Source organism: Streptomyces sp. ISL-12 (assembly GCF_018614415.1).
In the GTDB taxonomy this organism is placed as follows: domain Bacteria; phylum Actinomycetota; class Actinomycetes; order Streptomycetales; family Streptomycetaceae; genus Streptomyces.
Genome location: NZ_JAGGOO010000159.1, coordinates 1 through 11597, shown reverse-complemented (window position 1 = coordinate 11597; position 11597 = coordinate 1). Strand labels below are relative to the sequence as shown.

Annotated in this window: 10 protein-coding genes; 4 read left to right on the top strand and 6 right to left on the bottom strand. The window is 72.9% G+C overall.

Annotated elements, in window-relative coordinates; translation table 11 throughout:
- The first annotated feature begins 229 nt into the window (after window positions 1-229).
- The 3 genes from glnA to J7I94_RS34725 all read left to right on the top strand — a co-directional run bounded on the left by glnA (window position 230) and on the right by J7I94_RS34725 (window position 4480).
- Window positions 230-1639: a type I glutamate--ammonia ligase gene (glnA, locus tag J7I94_RS34735; protein ID WP_215173810.1), complete on the top strand. Its 1410-nt coding sequence runs from the start codon at window positions 230-232 to the stop codon at window positions 1637-1639.
- A gap of 228 nt (window positions 1640-1867) precedes the next feature.
- Window positions 1868-4135, top strand: a complete 2268-nt coding sequence (locus J7I94_RS34730; RefSeq protein ID WP_215173809.1) for an exo-alpha-sialidase — start codon at window positions 1868-1870, stop codon at window positions 4133-4135.
- An 87-nt stretch (window positions 4136-4222) separates the two neighbouring features.
- Complete coding sequence (locus J7I94_RS34725; RefSeq protein ID WP_215173808.1) at window positions 4223-4480, top strand: hypothetical protein; 258 nt, start codon at window positions 4223-4225, stop codon at window positions 4478-4480.
- A 51-nt stretch (window positions 4481-4531) separates the two neighbouring features.
- Here the strand turns inward: J7I94_RS34725 and J7I94_RS34720 are convergent, their stop codons facing one another.
- The 6 genes from J7I94_RS34720 to J7I94_RS34695 form a co-directional block, all read right to left on the bottom strand.
- Entirely contained in the window at window positions 4532-7093 is a 2562-nt protein-coding gene (locus tag J7I94_RS34720) for an ABC transporter permease (protein WP_215173807.1), read from the bottom strand.
- Window positions 7090-7794 (bottom strand): ABC transporter ATP-binding protein, encoded by a 705-nt coding sequence (locus J7I94_RS34715; protein ID WP_374198481.1) that lies wholly within the window; start codon window positions 7792-7794, stop codon window positions 7090-7092. The genes J7I94_RS34720 and J7I94_RS34715 overlap by 4 nt, the downstream gene beginning before the upstream one ends.
- Before the next feature lie 86 nt (window positions 7795-7880).
- Complete coding sequence (locus J7I94_RS34710; protein ID WP_215173805.1) at window positions 7881-8333, bottom strand: hypothetical protein; 453 nt, start codon at window positions 8331-8333, stop codon at window positions 7881-7883.
- A gap of 175 nt (window positions 8334-8508) precedes the next feature.
- Window positions 8509-9183, bottom strand: a complete 675-nt coding sequence (locus J7I94_RS34705) for a response regulator transcription factor (protein ID WP_215173804.1) — start codon at window positions 9181-9183, stop codon at window positions 8509-8511.
- The gene (locus J7I94_RS34700; RefSeq protein WP_215173803.1) at window positions 9183-10412 is read right to left on the bottom strand and encodes a sensor histidine kinase; all 1230 of its coding nucleotides are present in this window, start codon (window positions 10410-10412) and stop codon (window positions 9183-9185) included. Before J7I94_RS34700 ends, J7I94_RS34705 begins: the two co-directional genes overlap by 1 nt.
- A 184-nt stretch (window positions 10413-10596) precedes the next feature.
- Window positions 10597-10911 (bottom strand): hypothetical protein, encoded by a 315-nt coding sequence (locus tag J7I94_RS34695; protein WP_215173802.1) that lies wholly within the window; start codon window positions 10909-10911, stop codon window positions 10597-10599.
- A 182-nt stretch (window positions 10912-11093) separates the two neighbouring features.
- Here J7I94_RS34695 and J7I94_RS34690 point away from each other — a divergent pair, with 182 nt between their 5' ends.
- The gene (locus J7I94_RS34690; RefSeq protein WP_215173801.1) at window positions 11094-11453 is read left to right on the top strand and encodes an arsenate reductase family protein; all 360 of its coding nucleotides are present in this window, start codon (window positions 11094-11096) and stop codon (window positions 11451-11453) included.
- The last annotated feature ends 144 nt before the right edge of the window (window positions 11454-11597 follow it).

The following is an 11597-nucleotide window of genomic DNA, read 5'->3' as shown; positions in this document are numbered from 1 at the left end:
GTCGGCGAGTGACGACAACGCCGCAGATGCGCGTGCCAGACCCCGCGTCTGCGGCGTGATCCAAACGACAGGCCCTAGGCTGGAACGGAGCCGGTTAACTTCTGCGAAACAAATGGGTCACGCCCGAGAAATCACCCGTCCCTAGGGTCGTGGACAGCGTGTGCCACCCGCACTGGCCGCACGAACGATCTACCACCCCGGCGGGACGGTCGGGAGTAGGAGGAGCTGGATGTTCCAGAACGCCGACGAGGCCAAGAAGTTCATCGCGGACGAGGACGTCAAGTTCGTCGATGTCCGTTTCTGCGACCTGCCGGGTGTGATGCAGCACTTCACGATCCCGGCCTCGGCCTTCGACCCGGCCGAGGAGCTGGCCTTCGACGGCTCCTCGATCCGCGGCTTCCAGGCCATCCACGAGTCCGACATGGCGCTCCGCGCCGACCTGTCCACCGCGCGGGTCGACCCGTTCCGCCGGGACAAGACGGTCAACATCAACTTCTTCATCCACGACCCGATCACGGGCGAGCAGTACTCCCGTGACCCGCGCAACGTGGCGAAGAAGGCCGAGGCCTACCTCGCCTCCACCGGCATCGCCGACACCGCGTTCTTCGGCCCCGAGGCCGAGTTCTACGTGTTCGACTCCGTCCGCTTCGCCACCAGCGCGAACGAGTCCTTCTACCACATCGACTCCGAGGCCGGCGCCTGGAACACCGGCGCGGTGGAGAACAACCGGGGTTACAAGGTCCGCTACAAGGGCGGCTACTTCCCGGTCCCGCCGGTCGACCACTTCGCCGACCTGCGCGCCGAGATCTCCCTGGAGCTGGAGCGGTCCGGCCTGCAGCTGGAGCGCCAGCACCACGAGGTGGGCACCGCCGGCCAGGCCGAGATCAACTACAAGTTCAACACGCTGCTCGCCGCCGCCGACGACCTCCAGCTCTTCAAGTACATCGTGAAGAACGTGGCCTGGAAGAACGGCAAGACGGCGACCTTCATGCCGAAGCCGATCTTCGGCGACAACGGCTCGGGCATGCACGTCCACCAGTCGCTGTGGAGCAACGGCGACCCGCTGTTCTACGACGAGCAGGGCTACGCCGGCCTGTCCGACATGGCCCGCTACTACATCGGCGGCATCCTCAAGCACGCCCCGTCGCTGCTGGCGTTCACCAACCCGACGGTGAACTCGTACCACCGTCTGGTGCCGGGCTTCGAGGCGCCGATCAACCTGGTGTACTCGCAGCGCAACCGCTCCGCCGCGATGCGCATCCCGATCACCGGCTCCAACCCGAAGGCCAAGCGCGTCGAGTTCCGCGCGCCCGACTCCTCCGGCAACCCGTACCTGGCCTTCTCCGCGCTGCTGCTCGCGGGCCTGGACGGCATCAAGAACAAGATCGAGCCGGCCGAGCCGATCGACAAGGACCTCTACGAGCTGGCTCCCGAGGAGCACGCGAGCGTGGCGCAGGTCCCGACCTCGCTGGGCGCGGTCCTCGACCGCCTGGAGGCCGACCACGAGTTCCTCCTCCAGGGCGACGTCTTCACCTCCGACCTGATCGAGACGTGGATCGACCTCAAGCGCACCACCGAGATCGCCCCGCTCCAGCTGCGTCCGCACCCGCACGAGTTCGAGCTGTACTTCGACGTGTGATCGACGCGTCTTCGTCAGCGCAGCGCAGGGCCGTCCCGTCCGGGGCGGCCCTGCCGCGTTCCCGGGCCGTTCGGCGCCCCGGCTCCGGCTGATCGTTCACCTGTTCGTCACGAAAGGTGGTTTCCGAAGCCGGTCGTCGTTCAGCGCGCCGACGGCCGGGGCGGAGCATGATCGGTGGGTGCGTCCGCGGGGAGCGGTCGCCGCCGACTTCGATCCTGGGGGGCTCGGATGTCCGACGACTCGGCGTCCACGGGCGGCGCGGGAACACGCGCGGCCAGGGGTACGGGCACGGTTCTGGCAGCGCTGCTCGCGGTGGTGGCGGTGCTCCTGGGAGCGAGGGTGGTGACCGGCGAGGTCCCGCGCGCAATGCCGGTGCCCGTCGACCTGGTCCCGGCCGGGGACGTGCCGGGGGGCCACAGCACCGTCTTCGTCTCGGGCGAGTCGGGGTACTCCTGCTTCCGGGCGCCCTCGGTGGTCCGGGCGCAGGACGGCACGCTGCTCGCCTTCGCCGAGGCGCGGGACGACGACTGCGGTGACAGCGGCCGGATGGACATCGTCCTGAAGCGGTCCGCCGACGGCGGCGCGACCTGGAGCGCGCTGTCGGTGGTGACCGGCAGCAGGCAGGAGTCGGGCGGCCTCGCCTTCCCGCACAACGCCACCCCGATCGTGGACCCCGCCGACGGTGACGTCGTCCTGCTCTACACGGAGAACTACCGGCGCGCGTACGTGCGGACGAGCACGGACGGCGGCGTGAGCTGGGGGCCGGCGAAGGAGATCACCGCCTCCGTGTGGAAGCCGGAGTGGGGGACGCTCGGGCAGGGGCAGCTGGGCACCGGCCCCTCGCACGGCATCACGCTGACCCGCGGCGCCGAGGCCGGGCGCATGGTGGCCGGCCTGACCGTCCGGCTCGCCCCCGGCAGGACCAAGGTCGACCCGCTGGGCGGCGCCCTGATCTACAGCGACGACGGGGGCGTCACCTGGCGGGCGGGCGCCTCCTCGCACGGCGCCGAACCCGAGCTGGGTGTCCAGGAGCTGAGCGTCTTCGAACGCTCCGACGGCAGCCTGGTCGCCACGGCCCGCAACGAGGAGGGCACCGACACGGTCCGGGCGGCCTACGCCGTCTCCCGTGACCAGGGCCTGACGTTCGAGGCGGACTTCGCCCCGCTGGAACCCCTGCCGCTGCCCGCCGTCGGCGTACAGGCCTCCACCCTGGCCGTCCGCGCCGAGGACGAAGACGGCTACGACCGGGTGCTGCTGGCCGCGCCCGCCGACACCGGCGCCCGGGAGAACCTGACCATCCGCTCCTCCTTCGACGGCGGCCTCACCTGGCAGACCCCCGAGCAGGGGGCGCTGGTGACGGACGGCATCTCCGCCTACTCCGACATGGTCGAACTGTCGGACGGGCGGTACGGCATCCTCTACGAGGGCGGGAACACCGCGCAGCACGAGTTCATCAAGTGGGCGCCCTTCACCGAGGCGGACCTGGACCAGCCGGACGACGCCCGGTCCCTGACCGGCAACCAGTACACCGGGGCGCTGCCCACCACCTCGCCCAGCCAGCTCCACCTGTTCGCCCCGACCCCCGCCGGTGGCCTCGGCCACTGGTTCGAGGAGGCCGACGGCACGGTCAAACGCGGCACCTGGGGCACCGGCGTCGCCGGGGAGACGGTGGCCTTCCCCTACGGCGACCAGCAGCACGTCCTGGCCCGGGGCACCGACGGCAGCCTCCAGCACCGCTTCTGGGACAGCTCCACGAGCAGCGTGGTCCAGGAGACCTGGCTGCCGGCCGGCACGGTGGCCGGGGCGCCCGCGGCCCTGGTCACCGCCGGTCAGCAGCACGCCTTCGTGCGGGCGGCCGACGGCCGGCTGCTGCACCGCTTCTACGACGCGGCCAGTGGCGAGCTGCGCCGGCAGACCTGGGCGGCGGCCGGTTCCCTGGCCGGGGACCCCGTGGCGGTGACGTACGGCAGCCAGCAGCACGTGTGGGCGGCCGGGGCCGACGGGAGGCTGCACCACTGGTGGTGGACGAAGGGCCCCGGGGTGCGGCACGAGTCCTGGGAGGGCAGCGCCCGCGGCACACCGACGGCGTTCGTCCACAACGGGCAGCAGCACGTCTTCGCGGCGGACGCGGACGGCGCCCTGGCGCACTGGTGGTGGGACGCCGGCACCCAGGTGGTGAAGCGGCAGACCTGGTCCACGCCCGTGCCGCTCGGCGGCCGTCCGGTCGCCTTCGTCCACGGCTCCCAGCAGCACGTCTTCGCCCGGACCGCCGACGACACCCTCGCCCACTGGTGGTGGGACCCCTCCTACAGCGTGCGGTACGCGGTGCTGACGGGGACGGTCCGCTCCGATCCGGTGGCGCACGTGGTCGGCGACGTACAGCACGTGTACGGGACCGCGGCCGACGGGACCCTCTCGCACTGGTGGTGGGAGAGCGCGGCGGGGAACCGGCAGGAGTCCTGGGGCGGCCAGGCGGCGGTCACCCCCGCCTGGTGACCGGGTCGCTGGTGTGTACACGGGAAGTCGGCTTTCCTGGTTTACTGGCGCGGTTGTTCGAACGGAAGAGGGGGAGGGGCATCCGCGATGTCCGAACAGGCCGACGACGAGCGCGAGTTCGACCTTCGGTGGGCGGATGACGCGCCGCACAAGGAGCCGTCCGCACGGGCCCGCATGCTCGCCGCGCGCTGGAAGGAGAACCCGCCCGGACCGGTTCCCTTCCGGGCCGATCCGGAGCCGGCGCGGGGCCGTGGCTCCTCGTGGGTGTCGACCGCCGTGGTGCTCGGCTGTGTGGCCGCGGTCATCCTGCTGCTGGGATACGTCGACTTCCGCGCGCCGTACTGAGGCGCGTGCCGTACCGAGGCGACACGACGACCGGGGCCGGCGCCCTTTCCGCTACTCGGCCTGGGCGACGGCGACCGTAGGCGAGGTCCGGGAGGCGCGGAGGGCGGGCACCATTCCGGCGGCGGCGGTCACCAGGACGAGGGCGGTGAAGACCGCCGCGAGGTGCCCCGCCGGGAGGCTGAACGGGGCGCTCGTCTCGGCGACCCGGACCACCAGCCAGGAGTACGGCACGCCGAGCGCCAGACCGAGGACCCCGCCCAGGACGCCGTAGAGCGCGCATTCCACCGTGACCATGCGGTGCACGGCCGCGCCGCCGAGCCCCAGGGCCCGCAGCAGTCCGAACTCGCGCTTGCGCTCGACGACGGTGAGGCTCGCCGTGGTCGCGACGCCGACGACCGCGACCAGGACGGTCAGGCCCAGGACCATGATCACCGTCGTGGCCATCGTCCGCAGGTCGTCCGACTGCCCGGCCGCCGCGGCCGAGTCCTCGGCGATGACCCGGCCCTCGCCGCGCTGTGGGCCGGTCAGGGTGTCGGTGATGGCCCGCTGGGCGCGTAGCCGCCCCTCGGCGCTGTCCTCCGCGGCGTCGGCGGTGACGGTGGTGGGGGCGGGGTCCGCTCCCATCCGGGTGAGGTCCGCGGCGGGGACGAAGAAGTTCCCGCCGTAGGGGCCGGCTCCGGGCAGCGTCGCCGCCACGGTGAGCCGCACGGGGCGGCCCGCGAACTCCAGCGTCACCCGGTCGCCCGCCCGGACGCCGAGCCGGTGGGCGTGGCCGGCGTCCACGACGACGTGGCCGGGCGCGAGGCGGCCGAGGGAGCCGGTGCGGGCGGTCAGGCTCACACCGGAGCGGACGGCGCCGAGGTCGAGGTCGGAGAGGGTGACGCTGCGGGAGTCCTCGACGGCCTCCGCCGCACGGAACGCGGTCACGCCGGCCAGTTCGGGGTGCGCGGCCAGGTCGGCGGCGAGCGACCGGTCCAGGGTCTCGGTGTCCCTCGGGTACAGGTGGAAGTCGGCGGGTGACTCCACGGCCTGCCGGTAGCGCTCGTAGGCGTTCAGGGAGGCGAGGCAGGTCAGGGTCGAGCCGACCAGGCAGACACCGAGGGCGACCACGACCGACACCGAGGCGGCCCGGCCCGGCGCTCCCCCGACGCCCGCGACCGCGAGCCGGCCGGCCGCGCCGGTGCGGCGCAGGGGCACGGCGACGGCCGCCAGCACCGGCCGGACCAGTACGGGGCCGAGGGCGATCAGCGCCAGGAAGGCCAGGGCGCCCGAGAGGACGACACCGGTCAGCGCCGTGAAGCGGTCGTACTCCGCGTCGCCCGGCTGGGGCAGCCCGTCGTACTGCTGCCAGGCGAGGAGCGCGGCGCCCGCCGCGCACAGCAGGCCCAGCAGGGTCCGGACGGTGCCGCCCGCCGCGCCCTGTTCCGACGCGGCGCTGCGCAGGGCCTGCAACGGGGAGACCCGGGAGGCGCTCAGGGACGGGGCCAGGACCGCGAGGACGGCCAGCAGGCCGGTGCCGAGCACGGTGAGGACGGCCTCCGCCAGCGGTATCCCCGAGGGCGCGGACAGGTCGTGCCCGAACCGTCCGGCGACCGGGGGGACGAGCTGTCCGCAGCCCCAGGCCGCCAGCACACCGGCCGCGCCGGCCAGCAGGCCGACCACCGCCCCCTCGACGACGAGCGCGGCGGCGAGCCGTCGCGGGGTCGCCCCGATGGCGCGCAGCAGCGCCAACTGGCGTACCCGCCGGGCGAAGACGATGCGGAAGGTGGAGGTGGCGACGAGCACGGCCGCGCCGACGGCGACGCCGAGGAAGACGGTGACCAGCTCCAGGGTGTCCTTCGCGTCCGTCACCGCCGCGTCGGCCTCCTCCTGCCGCACCTCGTCCCCGGACCGCACCAGCGCGCCGGGCACCGCCTGTCGCATCCGCTCGGCCGGATCTGCGGACGCGGAGGACGACGCGGGGTCGGTGCGGACGTCGACGCGGGAGTAGCCCGACACCCCGAGCAGTTCCTGGAGTCGGGGACCGGGGGCGTAACCGGTGGGCCCCGCCGCGTTCGTGGCCGTACTGCGGACGATGCCGCTGACCTCGACCGTCACCCGTCGGGTGCCCTCGCCGTCGGACGCGGGCTGGAGCAGGGTGAGCGACGATCCGGGGGCGAGGTCGTAGGCCCGCGCGGCCTCGGTGTCGACGGCGAGCCGGCCCGGCCCGGAGGGGTACGTGCCCTCGGTCAGCCGTACTTCCGTCAGGGAGCCGGTGCCCGGGTCCGCGGACAGTTCGAGGTAGCGTTCGACGGCGCTGCCGTCCAGCGGGGCGCCCCCGTCGAGCCGGCCGACGGCCTCGGCGACCCCGGGCGTCTCGCGGATCGCGCGGAGCCCGGCCTCGCCGATGTCCTCGCCGTCGTCGCCGGGCGTGACCACCAGCGACACCGCCTCGGGCGTGCCGCGGAACCTGTCGACGACGGTCGCGGTGATGATCTGCTGGGCCATGACGGCGCCGAAGACGACGAAGGCCGCGATCAGCAGCGACAGTCCGGTCGCCGCGAACCGTCCGGGCCGCCGCAGCAGTTCCGCCACCTGGGAGCCCAGGACGGTCGCGCGCCACGGGCCCCTCATCGCCGCCTCCCCATGACGTCGGTGGCGAGGGCGGCGAGCCGCCGGGAGGGGGCGGTGCGCTCGTCGCCGCGGACACGTCCGTCCGCGAGGGTCAGCACCCGGTCCGCGTACTGCGCGGCCGACGGGTCGTGGGTGACCATCACGACCGTCTGGCCGAGGTCGTCGACGGACTGGCGCAGCACGGTGAGGACTTCGGCGCCGGTCCGGGAGTCGAGGTTGCCGGTGGGTTCGTCGGCGAAGACCACGGCCGGCCGGGCCACCAGCGCCCGGGCCACGGCGACCCGCTGCTGCTGGCCCCCGGACAGTTCGGACGGGCGGTGCGCCACGCGGTGGGCGATGCCGAGGACTTCGCAGAGGTGGTCCACCAGGGCGCGGTCCGGGCGCCCGCCGGACATGGTGACCGGCAGCACGATGTTCTCGTAGGCGGTCAGCTGCGGCAGCAGGTTGAACGACTGGAAGACGAACCCGATCCGCTCCCGCCGCACCCGGGTCAGCTGCCGGTCGGACAGCCCGGTGATCTCCGTTCCGTCCAGGACGATCCGGCCGGAGGTGACGGTGTCGAGTCCGGCGACGCAGTGCATCAGCGTCGACTTCCCCGACCCGGAGGGGCCGACGACGGCGGTGAACCGGGCGCGCTGGACGGCGACGGACACCCCGTCGAGGGCCCGTACCTCGGCGGTGCCCTGGCGGTAGGTCTTCACCAGGGCGGTGGCGGTGATGACGTCGTCCGGTGTGTCGCCGGGGGCGACGGTGTGGACAGCCATGGGGACGGTTCTCGCGATCCGGGTCAGGAGCCGAGCCGCGGCATGGACAGGGTGACGCCGGCGTTCTCGCAGTGTCCCTGCGCCTTTTCCTGGAGGTCCTTCACGTCCTTCGCGGACGGCACCTCGGAGGACTTCTTGGCGGTCGCGAGCGCCCAGCCCTCGTAGTTGGAGATCTTGGCTCCGAGGTAGCCGTCCTTCATCTGCGCGCGGCGCTCGTCGCCGGTCCGCTCCCACCACTTCTGCGCGTCCGCCGCGGAGCCGGTGGAGATCTGCTTGCCCTCGGTGATGATGCGCTGCGCCAGCTTGCAGTCGGCGACGGACGCCTGGCTGAGCGCGTCCTTCTGCTGCCACCAGTAGCCGGCCCCGGCGACCAGGGCGGCGGCGATCACGGCCGTGGCGGCGCCGATGATCAGGCGGTTGCGCTTGCGGTTGTCCTTGGCGGCGGGGGCGGGGGCGGTGGCGGGCGTGGTGGTCATCGGATCCTCCAGTGGGTGTCTTCTCGGCCGCGTTCGGCGACAGGAAGAAGTCTGGAGTTCGGCGGCCTCGCGGACATCGGCCACGAATCCGAGATCGGAGGGGGTCGATCTGGCCCACCGGGCGGGGTGGTTCCTGCACCCCCGGGGGCAGAACCCCGGGGGTGTTTCTGCACCCTCAGGGGGAGGGACGGACCAGCCCGGACTGGTAGGCGAACGCGACGGCCTGGGCGCGGTCCCGCAGGTGCAGTTTGGCCATGAGGTTGCCCAGGTGCGTCTTCACCGTGGCCTCCGCGACGTACAGGTCCGACGCGATCTCGGCATTGGACAGTCCGCGGGCGACCAGGGTGAGTACGTCCCGTTCGCGTGCGGTGAGCATGTCCAGCCGGTCGGCCTGTTCGTTCACCGGTGCCAGCCGGTCCGAGACCCGGTCGAGGAGCAGCCGGGTGATGCGGGGTGCCACCACCGACTCCCCCGCGGCCAGGACCCGGATGGCGTTCACGACCTCCGTGGCGGGAGCGTTCTTCAGCAGGAAGCCGCCGGCTCCGGCGCGCAGCGCCGCGAAGGCGTCCTCGTCGTTGTCGAAGGTGGTCAGCACCAGCACCCCGGGCGGATCGTCCCTCCGCATCAGCTGCTCGGTGGCCTGGATGCCGTCCATGACGGGCATGCGGATGTCCATGATGACGACGTCCGCCTCGACCTCGCGCAGCAGGTCGAGGGCCTGGGCCCCGTTCTCCGCCTCCCCGACGACCTCTATGTCGTCCTGACCGGCCAGCACCATGGAGAATCCGGCCCGGATCAGCGGCTGGTCGTCCACCACGGCCACCCGGATCGCTCTGTCCGCCTGCGTCATCACTTCGTCCTTGTCGGAATCGAGGCACGTACGTGCCATCCGCTGCCGAGCCGGGGGCCGGCCTCGAAGGTGCCCCCGGCGAGTTCCACCCGCTCCCGCATCCCCACCAGGCCGTTCCCTCCGGAGCCCCCGACGCCGCGGCCGGCGAGGGTGCCCGCTCCGTCGTCGACGACGCTGATCAGCAGGGTGCCCCGCTCCTCGTGGAGCCTGATGTCGACCCCGGCCCCGGCTCCGGCGTGGCGGAGCACGTTGGTGAGGCACTCCTGGACGATGCGGAAGGCCGTCATCTCCTCCGCCGGCGCCAGCCGTCCCTCGCCGACCTCGACCGACACGTCCACGGTCAGTCCGGCGGCCTGTGCGCGTTCGGCGACGACCTTGATCTCGTCGAGGGTGATCAGGCGACGTGGCGGGCCGCTGTCGGCGGAGTCCTGGTTGCCCTCGCGCAGCACCCGGACGATGCGGTGCATGTCGTCGATGGCGTCCCGGCCGGTGGCGGCGATCGTCTTCAGCGCGGACTGGGCCATGTCCGGCGACTTCCGCAGCACGGACTCGGCGCCGTCGGCCTGGAGGATCATCACGGCCAGGCTGTGCGCCACCACGTCGTGCAGCTCGCGGGCGATGTCGGCCCGCTCCCGGGCCGCGGCCAGCCGGACGCGCTGTTCCTGCTCCCGCTGGATGTGCAGGGCGCGGTCCGCCTGGCTCTCGGCGTAGAGCCGCCGGGTGTGCAGGGCGAAGGCGGTGAGCCAGACCGTCAGCGTCAGTCCCCAGAAGGTCAGCAACGTCCCGGAATCGACGAACGGCTTGATGCCGAGGAGCGGCACCTCCATCGTTCCGGCCAGCACGGCCAGCAGCACCGAGCCGCCCGCGAGGTACGGCATCCAGGTGGTCCGGGAGTGGTGGATGACCGACATCAGGGCGAACAGCACGGCCACGTTGTACGCGGCGGGCGACGACGCCAGCGGGGTCTCGGGCCGGTCGTCCAGGACGAACTGGACGACGCTCAGCACCATGACGGCCGCCATCACCGTGCCGGGGTACCGTCTGCGGGCCAGCAGACACAGTCCCATCAGCGAGCCCAGGAGCAGGTCGTAGTCCTCGGTGTACTGACCCGCCGCGATCAGGACCGCCAGCGCCATGGCGATGTCGCTGGCCCGGGCGACGGCGCGGCCCAACCGGCCGGACAGCGTCATCAACGACGACGGGACCGGGACCGTCCTCTCCTCAGTCAACCGTCGTACCTCTCTCTTCCGGCGGGGGCGCGAGCGCGCGGCCCGTCGGCACAAGTGGCGCCGGGCCGCGGGGACTTCACGCCGACTTCGCGATGACTCGCGATGAGGGAGACGCCCTCACGCGCCCATACTGCCTCAGCGCCGGGCGCCCCGTGGAGCGAGGCGCCCGGCGCCGGTACCGGGTTCAGCGGTCGCAGCGCATGAACGCGCGCACCATGCGGCACGTGGTGGCCGACGGCGGGTGGACGCCGATCAGCCGCGCCGTGCTGCGGATCTCCTCGTCGCGGGCCTGGTCGGGCAGGTAGACGCCGGAGTCGAGCAGGGCGATGGCGAGCCGCATCGCCTTGAGCCGGCGGTTGTGCGTGACGTACCACTCGCGCGGGCGGCCCGCCGGGAGCGGGCGCTTCGCCACCGGGGCGCAGGGCAGTTCGAGCGGTACGGGGCGCTTCGCGGTGGACTGGGTGGGCAGGGGCTTGGGCTTCAGTGCGGCAGCGGGCACGGGCATCCTCCTGTCGCGGTCGGGGTCGCGCGGGGACCTCGGCGCCCCCGGCGATTCCCTCGAACACTGCTTCAATTCTACCGCCGGGCACTGACAAAACCCCCTGGCCAGCAGGGCTTTCGGGGGTGCGGGGGCCGGTGAGGCGGAACGGGTTGGCGGGGTGTGCGGGCTACCGTGTCGGCATGGAGATCTGGATCAATCCCGCCTGCTCGAAGTGCCGCAGCGCGATCGGTGTGCTCGACGCCGAGGGGGCCGACTACACCGTCCGCCGTTACCTGGAGGACGTACCGAGCGCGGACGAGATCCGCGACGTCCTCGCCCGCCTCGGCCTCGAACCCTGGGACATCACGCGCACCCAGGAGGCGGCCGCCAAGGAACTCGGGCTCAAGGAGTGGCCCCGGGACGCCGATGCGCGCGAGCGCTGGATCGCGGCGCTCGCCGAGCACCCGAAGCTGATCCAGCGGCCGATCATCACCGCGGACGACGGCACGGCGCTCGTCGCCCGCACCGACGAGGCCGTCCGGGACGCGCTGTCCCGGTAGGCGCCGGCCGGCCCGGCCGTGCCTCCGCGGACACCGGGCCGCCGGACGGGCGAGAAACCGTCGCCCACCCGCACCCGTCCCCGGACCCGCACCCGCGCCCTTCCCCGGTCCCGCACCCGCGCCCTTCCCCGGTCCCGCACCCGC